This window comes from Streptomyces sp. NPDC096205 (assembly GCF_044763135.1).
In the GTDB taxonomy this organism is placed as follows: Bacteria; Actinomycetota; Actinomycetes; order Streptomycetales; family Streptomycetaceae; genus Streptomyces.
In genome coordinates this window covers 45,119-61,504 of record NZ_JBIWFS010000013.1, presented here as the reverse complement: position 1 = coordinate 61,504, position 16,386 = coordinate 45,119, and the positions used below count along the sequence as shown (strand labels likewise).

The following is a 16,386-nucleotide window of genomic DNA, read 5'->3' as shown; positions in this document are numbered from 1 at the left end:
GACCAGTGGGGCCAGGCCAAGCTGATCTGGGACTACCACCAGATGAGCCACGAGCTGCGGCCCGTCGACGTGGCGATCGGACTGGGCAGCCACGACCTCGGCGTCGCCGCCCATGCCGCCGAGCTGTATCGCTCCGGGCTCTTCCCGACCCTGGTGTTCACCGGCGGCAACAGCCCCACCACCGCCAAGGTCTTCCCCCGGGGTGAGGCCGTCCACTTCCGCGAGCACGCCATCGACCTCGGCGTCCCCGCCGAGGCGATCCTACTGGAGCCGAACGCGGCGAACACCGGGCAGAACATCGCCCTCTCGCGTGAGGTCCTAGCCGCCGTCGGCATCCACCCCAAGACGGTGCTGCTGGTCTCTAAGCCCTATATGGAAAGGCGGTCGTTCGCGACCGCCCGCAAGCTGTGGCCCGAAGTCAAGATCATGTGTGCGTCGGAGCCGCTGGAGTTCGACGACTACCTGAAGTCCATCGGCGACGAGAAGCTCGTCCTGGACATGCTCGTCGGCGACCTCCAGCGGGTCATCGAGTATCCGAAGCTCGGATTCGCCATCGAGCAACAGGTCCCGGAGGACGTGCATGCCGCGTACGAATCCCTCATCCGCGACGGCTTCACCAGCCGCCTCATCGCCTCATGACCTGCCTGCCCCTGGCGGGCTGTGCGCGATCCACCAGCCCAACGTGTTCCCGAGGCTGACGACGCTGGCCAAGCTGTTCGCGGCGGACTACTGGATCGTCCTGGAGGACGTGCAGTTCACCCGCCGCGACTACCAGCACCGAGCCCGCCTCGCCGACCTCGACGACCCGGCCCGTCAGCAGTGGCTCACCCTTCCCACCCACCTCCCCGGCGGGCGGTCCACCCTCATCCGGGACGCCGTGATCGACGACCCCGCCCTGGCCCGCCGCCGGACCGCGGGGATGCTGCGGCAGCACTATGGCGCCAGCCCCCACTGGCCCGCCCTCGCGAAGGCCCTGGACCCCGTGCTGGACGCCTTCACCACCGGACGGACCGCGGCCGTCGCCCAGATGTCCGCCCGCGTCCTGCTGGACCTGATCGGCTGGCGGGGCCAGATCCTCACCAGCAGCCGCCTGACCGCCCGGCCGGGCCGATCCGTCCGGCTCGCCGACCTGGCCGCCGCGACCGGCGCCCGCACCTATCTGTGTGGGACCGGCGGCATGACCTATCTCGATCCGGATCCGTTCGCTGGCCCAGAACGTCACCGTGGCCCCGTTCCGGCCGCCGGCCACTGGCATCTGGTCCTCCGGTCGCCGCCTCAGTGCCCTGTGGGCCGTGGCAGCACTCGGCCCGGACGCCATGGCCGCCCGCCTCCGGACTCTCGCCGCCGACCAATGCCACGGACGAGGCAGGGGTAGGCGCGGATGTGAGCGGCGGCCGGTGTCAGCGTCTTTGTGGATGAGGGCCGGATGTGATGGCCTGGCTTAAGCTTCGCTCCGCTTCTCCAGGCGGCTGCCGCGTGGAAGGGTGACGGACATGATGTCGCTGGGGGCGTCCAGTGCGATGCGGTGCCATCGCCCGCGCGGGACGATGGCCGCCGTTCCAGCCGCCAGCTTGATCTCCTCCTCCTTCTCGCCCGGTTGCTGGGGGCGGAAGTAGAGACGTATCCCGCCGCTGAGGCAGGACACGACTTCGTCCGCGGCGGAGTGGACTTCCCAGTGGTCGGCGTGGACGTCGGCGTCGGTCTCCACATGGAAGGTCATCAGCTGCCAGCCGTCCCGCTCGGGGTCGAACACGGGTTGTGCGGCGCAGCCGACCAACGGGCGCCCACAGGGGCCGAGGACGGGCTTTACGCGCCGAGCAGTTCGATCTCGATCGCGAGCGCGCCGAGTGCTTCCTTCTCGGGCGGGTAGATGTCGCGGATGTTGGCGAGCTGCTGCTCCCGGGTGCTGGTGGGGTTGACGTTCTGCGGGCCTTCGCCGTCGAGCAGCGTCTCGAAGTCGTCGTAGGCGGTGACCCGTTTCACGAGGACGTCGCAGGTCTCTTCGGTGCCCTTGATGCGGAACCGGATCGTGTCTCCCGCTGCCATGTCGGCGAGGTGCGGGTACCTCACCCGGACCTCGATGGTCTTGCGGCCGGCGGCGACGACGTCGAAGTACTGGCGGTACAGGTTGAGCTCGTGCGTGCGGGCGGTGGTCGTGTCTGTCATGGGGCTGGCACGCTCCTCGTCGGTTGGGACATCAGCCGGCCGAGTTCTCCGGCCGTGCACGAGCGGAAGAAGTGCGGAAGAAGTGCCTCAGGGAGGACAGCAGCACGTCGGCCATGGCGAGCAGGCGGTCGGCGTATTCGGACAACGAGCCCGGCCACATCCTGGTATCGAGCATCCACGGTGCCGACCCGTGGGGCAACGATGCCTTGCCGTCCCGGATCAGCAACTTGGACAGCTTGGCGCCGGTGTCGGTGACGACCTGCGGGCAGAACAGCCGGGTCGGCAGCCGCCCGGCGGTGAGGCCGATCGCGGTCAGAGCGTTGTCGACGAGAGTAGAACCGAAGACCCAGTCCCCGCCCTTGACCATGACGGACAGCCGTTCGCGGTCCGTGCCGGCGGCGAGTTCCCTGACGAGGTTCCGGTAGAGCGTTGCGAGGTCGACGTATCCGCCGCTGTGCGGGGAGATGACGACTTCGTAGGGCCCGTGGCGGAGGCAGACGGCGTGCACGACGGCGTGGTCGTCGCCGAGCAGGATGCGGGTGCGCTCGGCGTGCTTCTCGGCCCAGCCGCAGCCCGGGGCCGGGCAGGGTACGCGGACGTGCGGGGTGCCGTGGGCCGGGTCCAGCCACCAGCGGGCGGCGTCGATGCGTGACGGTCCACGAACCTCAACGAGCGAGGCCCCCGGGCTGTTGATCGAGATGTCTGACGTCTCAACCACGCTGCTCAGGGGCCTCGTTGGTCATCTATCCTGCCGCACTCGACCTGCCCCATGCGCTCGTGGAGTGGGTCACCATGCTCGTTGTCACCCGTGAGGGCGACCGCCGCTGCAAGCTCCGCCCGTCCCAGCGCGCGATGGTGGCACTGGTGTACCTGCGCGAACACACCACCCTGGCGAAGATTGCTGCCGGGTTCGGGATCAGCGAGTCCACCGCCCACGCCTACACCAGCGCGGTCGTCGACCTGCTTGCCGAACGTGCGCCGGGTCTGCTGAAGGTCCTGCGCGACGCCGACCCCGATTTCGTCCTGCTGGACGGCACGCTCGCCGAGTGCGACCGGTCGGCGACGGACGGGCAGACTACTCGGCCAAGCACCGCCGGCACGGGGTGAACGTACAGGTGGTCACCGATCCGGGCGGCCGGCTGCTGTGGCTCCCACCCGCACTGCCGGGCCGGGCTCACGACCTGACCGCTGTCCGCACCCACCGGATCATCCGCATCCGCGAGCGCCAGGGCGTTCCCATCCTGGCCAATCTCGCCTACCAGGGCGGCGGCCCCTGGGTGACCACGGGCATCAAACGCAGGCCCCCTGCAGGAACTCACCCCCACCGAGAAGACCCTCAACCGGGCCCTGGCCGCGGCACGGGCACCGGTCGAACGCGGCGTCGCACACCTGAAGTCCTGGCGCATCTTCCGCAGATCCCGATGCAGCCCCAACCGCATGACATCAATCACCAAAGCCGTCCTCACCCTGGAGCGGCTCCGCTGAACAGGCTCACTGATGGCCCCTAATCAGTCCCCGTTCAGGTGTTTTGCGCGGATTGAACGTCCGGACCGGCCTTGTGCTCCCCGCGCATGCGGGGATGGTCCCACGGGCGACAGGACCGTCGACCACAGCCACATGGGTGCTCCCAGCGCGTGCGGGGATGGTCCCCGGGTGCATTGTGGCGACTGGCGCAGGGAGGGGGGTCCCCGCGCGTGCAGGAATGGTCCCACGCCGGCCGTGAAGCGGAGCATCGACCAGGCTAGAGATACACCAGCCGCGTCGGCATTGCCTGATGTTCTCGGAGCGAGAAGCAGGGCACCCGTCACCACGGCCACGGCGCCCAGAGAGATCAACAGACCAGTGCCGCCAGTCACGGTGCTGCCGGGCAGACGCAAGGACAACCACGGTGGCCGCGCCCAGACCGATCACCACAACCACCCAGCCTGCCCAAGTACTGAGCGATGCCTCAGCGGAGAGCGGTTTGAACATGGCATAGAGCGGAAGCATCACTGCCACGCTGGACATCAGGAGAAGACCGAGCGAGCCGACGATCAATCTGTAGGGCTTCCGCCACGCCTCCTGGTGTTCCGACAACTACGTCTTCGGCAACCTCGACGTCCTCACTCACACGACGCAGGACGGAAGCGAGGGCTCGCCGCGCGAGTGCGCACCCACAAAGACGCGGCGATCTGCATGCAGCCCGGCCCACGAAGGATCAGGGGCCGGGCTGCCATTCGCGGTCGAGGATGGCGTGCGCGACGGAGCCCCTCCATGCCCCCGTCTTCAGCACGTGTTCACGGATGACGCCCACCTGGCCTGACGGGGCCACCGGCCAGGGGGCGCGTAGGTGATCACTCTCCTTCGGTGCAGGAGAGGCGGTGCTCCAGGTGCGGGAACAGCGCATTCCAGCGGTCCTTCGGCAGATTGACCGGCTGTGAGCGGCACATGGCCTCGTAGAGGCGGTCGGTGTCGTAGTCGAGGATGTATGTGTGCCTCTCGTTCGACAGGCCCGGCGCGTCCGTCACGGTGGTGACGGCCAGCCAGCTCTCGCCCGCGGGCAGCCGGACGGACTCCGCACCCTGCAGAGTGGCGAACTCGGGGGTGGCCCAGCGGCCGTCGCCGCCCAGGGACCAGATGCGGTAGGGGTTGCCGGTGATGGCGTGGCGGCCGTCGGCGGTGAGGTCGAGGGACGTGATGGCGCGGTCCAGGCGTACCGTCTCGTCCTTCTTCCTCGGCTCGCCCGGATCCGACACGTCCCAGAACTCGATCGTGCCGTCGGCGACCGCGGTCGCGAGCTGGTCCTTCCCGGCGGGGAAGTAGCTCCCGGGAGCGGCGGGGACGCGCGCCCCCTCGACCGCACGCGCCGGCTGGGAGAGGTCGTACAGCCGGATCGTGTCGCCGCTCTCCTCGGTGATCAGCAGCTTCGAGTCGTCGTCGTACATCGCGCCCTCGCCCAGCGCTGCGTCCTCGATCTTGTCGCCCTTGCGGGGGCGGCCTGGGTCGGAGACGTCCCAGAGCCGCAGGTGCCATTCGCCCTCGACGGTCACGACGGTGTGCGGGCCCGCGAACCACAGGGTTCCCGTATCGAGGAGCCCGCCCTTCGCCTGCGTGGGAATGTCGGCCCGGCGCACGGGCTTGGCGGGGTCGCCGATGTCCCACAGGGCGATGGCCCGCTCCTCCCGCGAGCCCACGGCCAGCAGCCGGCCGTCGGGGCTGACGGTGATGTGCGAGACGTCGGCGGTGTACCGGATGCTCGTGCTTCTGCGCGGCGGGCCCTGGGTGCCGAACCGCCAGAGCTGGAGGGTGTGGTCGAGCCCTCCCGCCCAGTGGTGGGCCAGCAGGACCGGGTCGCCGGCCCGGCCGGTCAGGAACCAGTTGGCCTCCCAGTCCTTTGGGAGGGTGTAGCGCGGCTTCGGCGAGCCGTGCTCGCCGATGGTCCAGATCCGGGTGGTCTGGGAGTAGTCCGCCTCCTCCGTCTTGGTGATGAGCAGCCTGCCGTCGGCGCTGACGGGGCCCGTGCCCGCCACCTCCTGCAGGGGCAGATAGCCGGGGAGTGCGGGCGCCCAGGCGTGCTCGGTCCACAACCGGATCTCGCCGCCCACCTCGCCGGCTGCCAGATAGCGGCTGTCGGGGCTGTAGGCGACCGTCTGGACCGGCTGCCCCGCGGACAGCACACCGAGATCCGGCTCGGCCTGCGCCAGTTCGGCCGGCTCAGCCGTCGCCCTGAGCCGCCGCACACCGTCGTCGCGGTCGGCCCCGGCGAGGAATCTGCCGTCCGGACTGAAGGCGAGCTGCGGCATGCCGTCGTAGCTGCCCCAGCCGCCCAGGCCGTCCTCGGCGGACACCCGCTGCAGTTGCCTCCCGTCCACCACACGCCACCAGGCCGTCTCCCCGCCGCCGCCGTTCGAGACGACCAGGTCGCGGCGCGGGTGGGCGGCGACGGACATGACCGAGGCAGCCCGCTCGGTGTCGCGCAGGACGGGCCGGCCCGGGTCGGACAGGTCCCACAGCCGCACCTGGGCGGGGTGACCGCCCTCGCCCGGCCCGTTGCCGTTGCCGTTGCCGGTGATCAGGTGGTGTCCGTCCCGGGTGAACGCCAGCGAGATCAGCTCCGCGTCGGCCAGCGTGCGCCGCGCGCGCAGGGCGGGGCGCGCCGGGTCGGAGACGTCCCACAGCCGCAGCCGCCCCTTGTCGCCGCCGGACGCCAGGGTCCGGCCGTCCGCGCTGAACGCCACGCTGAACGTCGCCTCGCTCCCCTCGACCGGGAGGCGCGCCAGCCGCTCGGGATGGTCGGGGTCGGCGGTGTTCCACAGGGTCAGTTCTTTACCCGTCTGCGCGGCCAGCAGCGGCTTGGCGGGGTGGTGGGCGAGGGCGGGCCGGCCCTTGAGACGGAAACGGCCCGCCTCGGCCGGCCGCTCGGGGTCGGTCAGGTCCCACAGTTGCACCCGGCCGTCCCGGTGGCTCGCGGCCAGCGCTTTGCCGTCCGCGCGGTAGGCGAGGTTCAGGACGGGCTCGCGGTGCGGCTTTTCGGGGGTGAGGTGGACCGGGGTCAGGGTGATCGCCGACGCGTACAGGCTGGAGCGGGTCTCCGGGGTCTCGGCCGTGCGGTACGCGGCCAGGCTGAGGCGCAGCGCCGTGCCCGGGTCGCGGTCGCGGATGCGGTCGGCGCGACCGGCCAGCTCTCGGGCGATCAGGGCCCGCTCCCGGCTCGCCGCCCGCCCGTTCTCGTGGAAGGCCCAGCCCGCCAGGGAGGCCGCCACCAGGGTCAGCGCCGACAGCACGGAGACCCACGTCCGGACGGCCCGGCGCCGGCGCCGCTCGGAGCGCTCGCTCGCGGTGACGAAGTCGCGCGCCACCTGCCGTACGGGCGCCGCCCCGGCCGTCCGGCCGGCGGTCAGCTCGCGTGCCTCGCTCAGGTCGAAGCCCCGCCACAGACCGCTGGGCCCTCGTCCGCCCTCGTCCCAGCCCTCCGCCGCGGCCGTCAGCCGCCGCAGCCGCAGCAGATCACCGCGGGCCTCCTCGATCCAGCCGGTCAGCCGCTGCCAGGCATACAGCAGCGAGTCGTGGCCGAGCTGCGCCCCGCCGTCCTCGTCCACCACGACCAGATGGGCGTCGGCCAGGAGCCGCAGCAGGTCCCGAGCGCCGGTCAGTTCCTGGCGCGGCACCCGGCGGCGCACCAGCCGGCCCTCGCCGTCGGCCACCTGCACCATGGCGAGCATCAGGGTGCGCAGCCGCCCGCGGCCGTCGTCGTCGAGGCCGTCGTGGATCCGGTCGGCGGCGCGCGCCACCGCGTCGCGGATGCCGCCCGCCTCCTGGTACGCGGCGTAGGTGAGCGTCGTCCCGCGCCGCCGCAGCCAGATCTCCTGGAGGACGTACGCCAGATACGGCAGGGCCGCCGCGTCGCCGGTGCGTCCGCCGCGTCGTTCCTCGTTCACCTCGCGCATCAGGATGCGCGGGACGCCCGCCTCCCACCGCAGGCCCGCGTAGCGGGCGGGCTCGACGACGGCCGCCTCGATCTCGGCGTCGTTCAGGGCGGGCACGACGAAGTGGTCGCGTTCGGCGAACGGGGCGAGGTGCGGGTCGCCGAGGACGTCGCCGTGGTAGTCGGCGCGCAGCGCCAGCACGACGCGCGGCCCGTCGGCCGCGGTGAGCGCGGCGGCGAACCGGGCGCGCTCCGCCTCGTCGGCGCCGTGCGTGAAGTACTGCTCCAACTGGTCGACGACCAGCACGCCGGGCACCGGTCCGCGCCGCACCCCGGGCTCGGCCGGTGTGAAACGTCCCTGCTCCAAATCGCCTACGACGTCGGCGACCGGGCGGTCCACGGCCCGCGCCCACGCCTCGGCGAGCCGCCGGAACGGTCGCGCGCCCGGTGCGGGCACCAGGCACACCGGCCCCAGTCCGGCGCGCTGGGCCGCGACGCTCAGCCCGGCCCGCAGCAGCGACGACTTGCCCACGCCGGAGTTGCCGAGGAGGACCAGCGGTTCCCCCGGCCGGGTCGCGGCGACCCGAGCCAGCAGCCGCTCGGTCAGCTCCTCGCGGCCGAAGAAGAGGTGGTGCTGTTCGGGCAGGAACGGGCGCAGGCCCGGGTACGGGCACACGGCGTCCGCGTCGTCATCCGGCGCCGACGGGCCATCCGGTGCGGGCTGCGCGGGATAGCGGCGGTTGACGGTGAGGACCAGCTCGGCCATGCGGGCGGTGCCGCCGCCGTAGGGGCGGGCCCCCTCGCCCTGGAGCCGCTGGTCGAGCAGGCGGTAGACCCCGCCCAGCGTCATCAGGCGAGCGGCGCCCGCGTCGCCGTCCCGCAGCAACTTCAGCAGATGCCCCGTGAACAAGGTGTACTCGGCGCCCTCGGGGGCGTAGGCGAGGGTGTTGCGCTGGGCGGAGCCGAGCAGATAGCTGCCCTGGGGGCGGGACGCGCCGAACGGGTCCGGGGCGGGGGCGCGGTCGGGTTCCCGGGCGTTCCCGGCGAAGCAGCAGTCGAGGATCAGCACCGGGTCGGCGGCGGCGTCGCTGAGATAGCGCTCGATCTCCGCGTAGGGCACCGAGTGGGCGGTGTCCGTGAGGGACTTCGTCGCCGCCGTCGCCAGATACAGCCGCCCGCCGGGCCCGCGCAGACCGTGGCCGACGAAGCAGAAGACGACGATGCCGCTCTCGGGCCGCTCCTCGGTGGGCGCCGCCCGGTCGGCGGCCTCCGCCAGCGCCTCCAGCACGTCGCTCGGCGACGCGGGGTTCGTCAGCACGCGGACCCGGTCGCTCATGCCGCAGTGGGTGCGCAACGTCTCGGCCAGCGCCTCGGCGGACGGCACGGCCGCGGAAAGGTCACGCAGCCGGTCTCCCGGGTAGCGGCCCGTGCCGACCACGACCGCGTGACAGCCGGGCCCCGTCAGGTCCGGCCCTCCTGCGGACGGCGGTGTCCCTGCCCCTGACGGCATGGGCCCTTCCCCTGACGGCGTTGTCCCTCGCCCTAACGGCATGGTCAGCGTGCCCCCTCGGCCCGGCGGGAGCCGTCTTCGTCGGCCGGGTACTCTCCGGCCGGATCCTCTCCGGTCGGGTGGTCTTCGGTCGGTGCCCGCTCGTCCGTCTCCCGGGCCGAGGGCTCCCTCAGGGCCTCCGCCACCCGCTGGGCCAGCTCGCTGGTGCCCTCCGCGGTCAGCGGCCGGACCTTCTCGGAGGCGACCACCATCTGGGTGCCGTCCGGCCGGTTGATGGTGACGGTCACATTGCTCCGCCGGTTCTGCAGCCAGACGACCAGAGCGGCGCCCGCCGCCGCGGTGGGCCCGCCGGGGGCGAGCAGCAGGGTCAGCAGCTCGCTCCACACGCCGCCCATCGCTCCCGCGGGCGCGCTGTCCGCGAGGTCGCGCCGCACCACGCCGCGCAGTTCGGGATCCTGGCGCAGCCAGTCGTACAACTCGTCCGTGGCCCCGGCGTGGTCGCCGCTCGCCGCCTGTACATCGAGTGTGAAACGCACCCCCCGCTCCTCCCCCGGCAGCCGCGGCCGTACCGCTCGCACCGCTCCCGCCGCTCATGCGTCCCTAGGTCGCAGTATCCCCAACGCCCCTTACCCACTGGGCAGTTCTCCGCACATCACAGTCACAGCACGGAGATACCGAGAGGGCGTCCTCCGGCAGACAGACGGCAGGAGCGCTGGCTGCCGGGGTCGACGGGGCCGGTGCCGACGGCGCGGAGGGCGGCGCCAGCCGGCGGCCCTGCCCGGCCCTTGGCTCTCCCCCACCCGGCCCGCCTCGGCCGACCGCCGCTTCGGATCGCCGCCGCCTCGGACGACCGTCACACGCCCGGGCCCCTCCTCCCCCACCAGTACACCTTTCGACCAGTCGAGGCCCGGCTGCTGCCGGCCTCACCCTGAGACCGCGCTCATCTACGAGCTGGGTGCCCAGCTCCGCGGCCTGCCCATGCCCATCGTGGACTGGGAGGACTGATTGTGTCGGTTGGAAGCGGCAGCGCGTGATGTGAGTTCGGGGAACGCTTGAGGCTGTTCGGCTGCAGAAATGTCGGCGAGTTTCAGCAACACCAGGGCTCATCAGGGGGACCCGCTCGCGATATTCGAGTGAACGCGCGAGATAGGTGTACATCGAATTGCTGCGAAACCAGCGAAACGCGCTGGAGCGGGCTCCGGGCACGAGCGCCAAGATGAGAGAGGAGGAGATCCGGAATCTTCTTCTCATCGGACTGAACAGCCACTTCGAGGGCCAAGCTGCCGGCGAGGTCTTCAACAACACCGGCAAGACGGACATCCTCATCCGCGTACTGGACACGCTGGTATCAAGTTCGGACGTATTGATAATTCCGAAGGGCCGAACACGGCGAATGACCAAGCGGATCAGCTCGCGCTATCCGCGGCATGGGCGGGCGGGTTGTCCTTGCGAAAACCATTGGTGCCCGGCTTGCTCCTCTGATGGACTGACGTCCCGCCGCGAGTCTGCTGTGTGACGGAGGTAGTGGTTGTGACGGAATATGACGTGCTTGCCGAGGTGTACGAATGGCTCATCTCGGATGCAAAGTTGCCTCCCGCCGAGTTCGCTGCGTCGTTCGATGACGTCCTCAGTCTCCTGCCGTCGAACGCTCACGTCCTCGACTGTTCGTGCGGAACCGGACAGTTGGCGGTTGGCCTCGCCGGTCGTGACATGCAGGTTGTCGCAACTGACGCCAGCGAGGCGATGGTTCGCCGGACTGCAGAGCTGTCTGAGGAGTTCGGGGCCTGCGTCCGGGCCGTACGGGCGAACTGGGAAGAGTTGCCCGATCATTTCGAGGACGACACGTTCGACATGGTGTTCTGCGTTGGCAACTCGCTTCACCATGCTGCGGGCGCGACAGGCAGGGGTGCTGCTCTCGAGTCGATGTCACGGCTTCTTCGCCCCGGCGGGCGCTTGGTGCTCACATCCCGCACCTGGGAACTCGTGAGGGCCAGAGGTTCCCGGCTGGAGATCAGGGACCGACTCGTCCGCCGGAACGGTCGCGATGCCGTCGTGGTCTACCGCTGGGAGATTGCGCCGCATTGGGAGGATGAGCACCACATCGAGATTGCGATCGCCCAAGTTGATGCGACTGGGCTGGTTCTTGTCCGCTCGGAACTGCTGTCCTGCTGGCCCTACCGGTACGAGGAACTCGAAGTCGAGCTGCACCGGGTCGGACTCCGGACGGAACTGAGCACGTTCGATCTTGAGGCCGAGAACTACATGGTGGTCGCGAGCAAGGTATAGACACCGGGTCGAAGAACTGGATGCGCCCGGCTAGGAGATACGTCTCCGCGAGGGCCGCGGCGACGCGCTGCCGTGTCTGTCCCGCCGTCTCGGACAGCAGTGCACAGCCGAGGGTTGCATGGGACAGAGCAGCGGGGTGCAGGGTGGCCGGCGCGACGGACCAGTACAGCCGCCGATGTGACCGGGTGACCGCCTCGTAGTCGGCAGCGACCGATGCCGGCTGCGTGGTGACAGCTTTCGTGGGGACGGCGGCCAGGCCGACGGCCGCTGCGGTCGCGGCGAGCACGGTTCGCCGCCTGTGGTCGGGCGCACTCCCATGTGGCGGGGCGAAGCCGAGGCTTTCCAACTCCTGGCCGAGGAGACGCGTGAGAGCCTGCGCCACCTCGGGATGCGGCCAGGGGGGCGTTTCCGACTCCCAGCGGCGGACCTGCCGAACGCCCACATTGAGCGCCTCGGCAAGAGCCTGTTGCGAGTGGTAACCAGCCGCCATGCGGGCGGCCTTGAGACGAGCGTTGCCTGTCGGCCGTGCCATCGCTGCACCTCCGCGTCGAGCACTGCGGAAAGTGTCGCGCAAAGCCCTCATCCTGACTAAAGGGTGTTGCAGAACCGGATCAGCGCTCGTTTCCCGCCATGATCTAGTCCGTCACACGAGTCGTTCTGTCCAGTTTCATGGCGACTGGCGACGCTCGTTGATCTCCCGTGCCAGGCATTGCGCGATCTTCACAGCCTGTTCTGCAACACCCTTTAAGGCTTGTCCCGCAACCGCTGGTCAGCGGCAGGCTGCGCTCCGAAACTCTGTGGCCGGTGCGCTCGTGGTGCCGGTATCGTCCGGTGTCCCATGAGCCGCACCGGTGGCCAACCAAGTGCAGAGAGCGATCCCGATGACCAGCCAGCGATTGACGACGACCCTGTGGCGACCCACCGGTCCCCAGGAGCTGGACCTGGTCCGGGAGCTGGACTGGCGCGCCTGGCCGCCCCGCTTGCCCGAGCAGCCGATCTTCTATCCGGTCCTCAACGAGGACTACGCGGTCAGGATCGCGAAGGACTGGAACGTCAAGCACAGTGGCGTCGGGTTCGTGACTCGCTTCGAGGTCGAGTCGGAGTTCCTGAGCCGGTACCCCGTCCAACAGGTGGGGGGACAGACGATCCTTGAGTTGTGGGTGCCCGCCGAGGAGCTGGACGAGTTCAACTCCCACATCGTTGGCAAGATCCAGGTGGTACACGAGTTCCGTTAGCCTCTGGGCGTCGACGTGAGGCAGAGCTGCCCGGTGCAATGATCTCGACGTGGCTGGAGTGATCACGGCGTCGGAGCCGTCCTGGATAGCCCCGTTCACCGGGCTGAGCCCGCGCGACTTCCGCAAGCTGATCGCCATGCTTCGCCGCGAAGGCGCAGACGCTGTGCGCCCGGGCCGGCCGTGGAGCCTCCCGCTGGAGGACCGGGTGCTGCTCGTCGCGGCCTACTGGCGGACAAACCTGACGCTGCGACAGCTCGCACTGCTCTTGGGGTGTCCAAGTCAGCGGCCGACCGGATCATCGACCACGTCGGCCCGCTGCTGGCCCTCAAGCCTCGACGACGGTTCGGCAAGGGCACCGTGTTGATCGTCGACGGCACCCTAGTCCCACCCGCGACCATACCGTCGCCGAGCAGTCGAAGAACTATCGGTACTCGACCAACCACCAAGTCGTGATCGACGCGCACACCCGCCTGATCGTGGCAGTCGGTCGACCCGTGCCGGGCAACCGGAACGACTGCAAGGCCTGGGAGGAGTCCGGCGCGAAGGCCGCCGTCGGCAAGACGACCACGATTGCCGACGGCGGCTACCCGGGCACGGGCCTGGTCATCGCGCACCGCCGGCCGCCTGGCGGCGAGCTCACCGAGTGGCAGGCTGAACACAACCGTGGGCACAAGCAGGTCCGCGCCCGTGTCGAGCATGTCTTCGCCCGGATGAAGACCTGGAAGATCCTGCATGACTGCCGCCTCAAGGGCGACGGTGTTCACCACGCCATGCTCGGTATCGCCCGTCTGCATAACCTTCTCCAAGCCGCATAGGGAACTCGCCACAGGCGGAAGGCCGCCCTGCATCGGCTTCCTCGGAGATCAATTGCGGGACAGGCCTTAGGCATCACTCTGGAAGGCCAATGAAAGTCCGCTTTAGGGCCACCAAGAGTCCTGTCAAAGCCCTCGGAACGATGCACAGACAGGGCCAATCTGTGAGCACCTGATCACACCTGGTTTGCGAGGAGACCCGCATGCTGGCCACCACGCCGGTACCGCCTGCCGCGGCCCCTGCGCGATGCAGGCCGGGAGGGAGCCAACCACATCACCGCTCAACCATGCGGTAGGAGCTGTCCCCGATCGCCCACTTCGCCGGCAACACATGACTGAACGCAGGAAACCAGGGAGTCCCCCGTGAACCCGCCAACGCAGCAGTGCACCGCCCAGGCGCCCCCGCGGACGCCCGCCACGAACGTCAGCAACACCCTGTGAGCGCCACAGTCGTTCTTTTAGCTCTTCAGGACGAGCCGGAGGAGATGCCGCGGTACCAGTGGGGCACCAAGCTGCTGGCGAACGCGGCCGCCGGGCCCGACGCCCGCCTCCGTGTACGCCCCCGCCTCACGATGGCCCGCTGGGCGGGTGACGTGGATGCCGCCGGACAGGTCAGCGACAAGCTCGTGCACAACGCAGCCCATCACGGCAAATCGTTCAGCGACGGCTGCATCGACCTCCGGCTGACGGTGCATACGGAGACGGAAGTGCTCCGCATCGAGGCCGACGACGCCGACCCTGCCTTCGCCGACTTCGACATGGCCACCTCCACGCCCCCGCATGGCAGCGGCCTGTGGTGGGTTCAGCACTACGGCGCCCACCTGTCGTGGGACGTGAAGCGGGACGAGGACGGGCGCGTGGTGGGCAAGACGGTCACCGCGATCCTGCACCCGACAGGCGAAGGCGACCAGGCGTGAGCCTCACCGAGCAGTTACACCGCTGCCACGTCACCCCCGACCGGCTGCTGCCGGCCCCGGCCCCGGTCGGCTTCACACTCACCACCGCCAGCGTCGACCCACAGCACGTCGCCCCCGACATGGCCGACCTCGCCGCCCGCGTCCGCAGCCTCATGGCGCTCCAGCAGCAGGACGTGCTCCAGCTCCCCCTCGGCGGGCACCTGTTCGACGTCGTCGTCACCGCAAGCGGCTCGCAAGCCCACGCCGCCGTCGCGGTCATGGACGGCATCCAGCACACCGGCGGCGAGCAGCCCGACACATGCGGACCCGTGATCGAGCCCCCGCATCGCTCGGGGCTCATCTGGCTCGTGCCGCCCGGCACCAGCGAGCAGTGGGCACCGCACCGCCACGCCCTGTGTCTGGGCCGTCCGAACCACATGGCGCTGCCTGCGGTGACGACGACCGAGCCGCCCGGCCCGTACTGGCTGCGCCCCTTCCGCGGTGACCGGCTCGTCCCGCCCACCGCGCTGCGCCAGCTCCTCGACCAGTTCCAGCCTGGCCCCGCACGGCACGAGACGCTCCTTGCATCTGTGCTCGGCACGATCGCCTGAACTCCGCGTGCGCTGCCGCCCCACCACTCCCCGGGCATGGCGCCGTAGGCGGTCACGACATTTCGCCGCCTGGCTTCTCTCGCCGGCCGGCCTGATCTCCCAGGGAATCAACGTGTTCACAGCTCTCAGACCCATGCACCACGCCCGCCGTCCGCTGCGCGCCGCCTCGTATGTGCTCGCGCTGCCCGGCACCGGAGGAAGAGCAGGCCTCGAGACGATCGCCGAGGGGGCGGCGTGATGCGCGTCGACGCCATGCTGTTCGGCGCGGACCGCGGGAAGCGGGCGGCTGCGGAGAGCTGGCTGCTGGATGCGGCGCCGTATCAGCCGACGACCGAGGCGGAGTGGGCGAGCGCGCACGGTGTGGCGCTGCTGACCGCCGGGGTCCGGTGCGATGCGGTACGCGTGCCGTACAACGTCCTCCACCCTGGCTTCGACGGTGGTACGACCCCCGACGCCCTGCGCCACCTGCTGGCCGGGCTCGGGATCGTCGGCCCCGTGTTCTGCGATCCGTACCGCCCGTTCGCGTACTTCCTGGTGCCGCCTGGTACAGATCGGGTCTGGGGGCGGGACTTGGCTGCTGCGGGCATGGAATGCCTGGGGGGAACACAGCCGTACGTCCGTCACGTGGGTGTGCCCCACCTGGGCAGGGTCTCGCCGCCCGGCGCCTACTGGCTGCATCCCCTAGACGGGGGCAGCCTCTGGTACGTCGACGCAGGCCGCCTGCATGCGGTGCTCCAAGCGCGTGTGAAGGACGCGGAGAAGCAGGGCGAGGCACCCGAGTGAGGCTCCCCCGCTTAGATCCGACGGGCTCGGCCGTGACCCGCTTGCTCGCAGCCGGCCACATCGCCGCCTGGACGCTCGTCGGCGTGACCGTCCACCACGACGTCACAGACTCCGGGACGTCCGCGGCCGCGCCCGACACCCCGCTACACCAACCTGACCCGCCCTGGCAGGCGAAGGCAGAAGGCACCGTGTTCCTCGACGGGTGACAACCGCGGGACGCCGACGAGCACGGCACAAGCCCTCGGCCGGGGTGGTGCCGGCTCCGCCCGCAGGACGCTGTCCGCGCCCTAGGCGCGGGAAGCCCGCTCGGCTGCAGCCCGTACCCCTCTCCCCCTTCTTCGTATCCAGACGCCCAAGGACCATCGCATGCAGAACGCGCCGCGAACCACGCAACGGACACCGGGCTGGCCGCCCCCGCGCGTACGGGTGCTGGGAGAGGCGAGAGTGCGACTGGCGAAGAAGCTGAAGGTCAAATACGACGCGGGTACGAGCCGCCGCAGGTACGGCAGGAGGCGGCGTAGACAGCGCTGGCGGGCCCGGCGCGCGCACGCACCCGCGCCACGGGAGCGCTGTCCGCGCCGGGCGGCGGGGAGAGCGGGGGGTCCGGGGGCCGGCGAAGGCTCCCGGCAGCCACGGTGCGGCGCTTCCCTTCACGCGGAGCATGGTCCCGGCGCGCATGGTGG

Annotated in this window: 14 protein-coding genes and 3 pseudogenes; 11 read left to right on the top strand and 6 right to left on the bottom strand. The window is 70.4% G+C overall.

What is annotated here, in order from left to right; translation table 11 throughout:
* The first annotated feature begins 42 nt into the window (after nucleotides 1-42).
* Nucleotides 43-639, top strand: a complete 597-nt coding sequence (locus ACIQ6Y_RS37425; protein WP_404046799.1) for a YdcF family protein — start codon at nucleotides 43-45, stop codon at nucleotides 637-639.
* A 43-nt stretch (nucleotides 640-682) separates the two neighbouring features.
* The gene (locus tag ACIQ6Y_RS37420; protein ID WP_404046797.1) at nucleotides 683-1,375 is read left to right on the top strand and encodes a WbqC family protein; all 693 of its coding nucleotides are present in this window, start codon (nucleotides 683-685) and stop codon (nucleotides 1,373-1,375) included.
* A 66-nt stretch (nucleotides 1,376-1,441) separates the two neighbouring features.
* Here the strand turns inward: ACIQ6Y_RS37420 and ACIQ6Y_RS37415 are convergent, their stop codons facing one another.
* From ACIQ6Y_RS37415 to ACIQ6Y_RS37405, 3 genes are read right to left on the bottom strand one after another with little or no spacing between them, the layout of a single operon-like run.
* Complete coding sequence (locus ACIQ6Y_RS37415) at nucleotides 1,442-1,753, bottom strand: cupin (protein ID WP_404046794.1); 312 nt, start codon at nucleotides 1,751-1,753, stop codon at nucleotides 1,442-1,444.
* A 53-nt stretch (nucleotides 1,754-1,806) separates the two neighbouring features.
* Nucleotides 1,807-2,166 carry an ASCH domain-containing protein gene (locus ACIQ6Y_RS37410; protein ID WP_404046792.1) on the bottom strand — a complete coding sequence of 120 codons (360 nt, stop codon included), beginning with the start codon at nucleotides 2,164-2,166 and terminating at the stop codon, nucleotides 1,807-1,809.
* Between the two features lie 31 nt (nucleotides 2,167-2,197).
* Nucleotides 2,198-2,884 carry a hypothetical protein gene (locus ACIQ6Y_RS37405; protein WP_404046789.1) on the bottom strand — a complete coding sequence of 229 codons (687 nt, stop codon included), beginning with the start codon at nucleotides 2,882-2,884 and terminating at the stop codon, nucleotides 2,198-2,200.
* A 17-nt stretch (nucleotides 2,885-2,901) separates the two neighbouring features.
* Here ACIQ6Y_RS37405 and ACIQ6Y_RS37400 point away from each other — a divergent pair.
* Nucleotides 2,902-3,651: pseudogene (locus ACIQ6Y_RS37400) on the top strand (transposase family protein).
* 848 nt (nucleotides 3,652-4,499) lie between these two features.
* Here ACIQ6Y_RS37400 and ACIQ6Y_RS37395 read toward each other — a convergent pair.
* Complete coding sequence (locus ACIQ6Y_RS37395) at nucleotides 4,500-9,080, bottom strand: caspase family protein (protein WP_404046786.1); 4,581 nt, start codon at nucleotides 9,078-9,080, stop codon at nucleotides 4,500-4,502.
* Nucleotides 9,081-9,124: 44 nt separating this feature from the next.
* Nucleotides 9,125-9,616, bottom strand: coding sequence for a hypothetical protein (locus ACIQ6Y_RS37390; protein ID WP_404046784.1), 492 nt, complete (start codon nucleotides 9,614-9,616; stop codon nucleotides 9,125-9,127).
* A 994-nt stretch (nucleotides 9,617-10,610) separates the two neighbouring features.
* Between ACIQ6Y_RS37390 and ACIQ6Y_RS37385 the strand changes: the two genes are divergently transcribed.
* Nucleotides 10,611-11,366 carry a class I SAM-dependent methyltransferase gene (locus ACIQ6Y_RS37385; RefSeq protein WP_404047007.1) on the top strand — a complete coding sequence of 252 codons (756 nt, stop codon included), beginning with the start codon at nucleotides 10,611-10,613 and terminating at the stop codon, nucleotides 11,364-11,366.
* Between the two features lie 7 nt (nucleotides 11,367-11,373).
* Here the strand turns inward: ACIQ6Y_RS37385 and ACIQ6Y_RS37380 are convergent.
* A pseudogene (locus ACIQ6Y_RS37380) lies at nucleotides 11,374-11,898 on the bottom strand (multiprotein-bridging factor 1 family protein); the annotation flags it as partial.
* A gap of 349 nt (nucleotides 11,899-12,247) precedes the next feature.
* Here ACIQ6Y_RS37380 and ACIQ6Y_RS37375 point away from each other — a divergent pair.
* From ACIQ6Y_RS37375 to ACIQ6Y_RS37345, 7 genes and pseudogenes are all read left to right on the top strand, one after another.
* A complete protein-coding gene (locus tag ACIQ6Y_RS37375; RefSeq protein WP_404046781.1) occupies nucleotides 12,248-12,601 on the top strand; it encodes a hypothetical protein in 354 nt (117 codons plus the stop codon).
* A gap of 49 nt (nucleotides 12,602-12,650) precedes the next feature.
* Nucleotides 12,651-13,416 (top strand): annotated as a pseudogene (locus ACIQ6Y_RS37370) (transposase).
* 434 nt (nucleotides 13,417-13,850) lie between these two features.
* Nucleotides 13,851-14,330 (top strand): hypothetical protein, encoded by a 480-nt coding sequence (locus ACIQ6Y_RS37365; RefSeq protein ID WP_404046778.1) that lies wholly within the window; start codon nucleotides 13,851-13,853, stop codon nucleotides 14,328-14,330.
* Nucleotides 14,327-14,920 carry a hypothetical protein gene (locus tag ACIQ6Y_RS37360; RefSeq protein WP_404046775.1) on the top strand — a complete coding sequence of 198 codons (594 nt, stop codon included), beginning with the start codon at nucleotides 14,327-14,329 and terminating at the stop codon, nucleotides 14,918-14,920. The genes ACIQ6Y_RS37365 and ACIQ6Y_RS37360 overlap by 4 nt, the downstream gene beginning before the upstream one ends.
* Before the next feature lie 112 nt (nucleotides 14,921-15,032).
* Entirely contained in the window at nucleotides 15,033-15,158 is a 126-nt protein-coding gene (locus tag ACIQ6Y_RS37355; RefSeq protein WP_404046772.1) for a hypothetical protein, read from the top strand.
* Nucleotides 15,158-15,703, top strand: a complete 546-nt coding sequence (locus ACIQ6Y_RS37350) for a hypothetical protein (protein WP_404046770.1) — start codon at nucleotides 15,158-15,160, stop codon at nucleotides 15,701-15,703. Before ACIQ6Y_RS37355 ends, ACIQ6Y_RS37350 begins: the two co-directional genes overlap by 1 nt.
* A 32-nt stretch (nucleotides 15,704-15,735) precedes the next feature.
* Nucleotides 15,736-15,909 (top strand): hypothetical protein, encoded by a 174-nt coding sequence (locus ACIQ6Y_RS37345; RefSeq protein WP_404046767.1) that lies wholly within the window; start codon nucleotides 15,736-15,738, stop codon nucleotides 15,907-15,909.
* Nucleotides 15,910-16,386 lie beyond the last annotated feature (477 nt).

What these genes read in the sequence shown, in the direction of transcription:
- ACIQ6Y_RS37425 (WP_404046799.1), top strand. Translation starts at nt 43, where the DNA reads ATGAGCCACGAGCTGCGGCCCGTCGACGTGGCGATCGGACTGGGCAGC.
- ACIQ6Y_RS37395 (WP_404046786.1), bottom strand. Translation starts at nt 9,080, where the DNA reads ATGCCGTCAGGGGCAGGGACACCGCCGTCCGCAGGAGGGCCGGACCTG.
- ACIQ6Y_RS37350 (WP_404046770.1), top strand. Translation starts at nt 15,158, where the DNA reads ATGCGCGTCGACGCCATGCTGTTCGGCGCGGACCGCGGGAAGCGGGCG.
- ACIQ6Y_RS37375 (WP_404046781.1), top strand. Translation starts at nt 12,248, where the DNA reads ATGACCAGCCAGCGATTGACGACGACCCTGTGGCGACCCACCGGTCCC.
- ACIQ6Y_RS37410 (WP_404046792.1), bottom strand. Translation starts at nt 2,166, where the DNA reads ATGACAGACACGACCACCGCCCGCACGCACGAGCTCAACCTGTACCGC.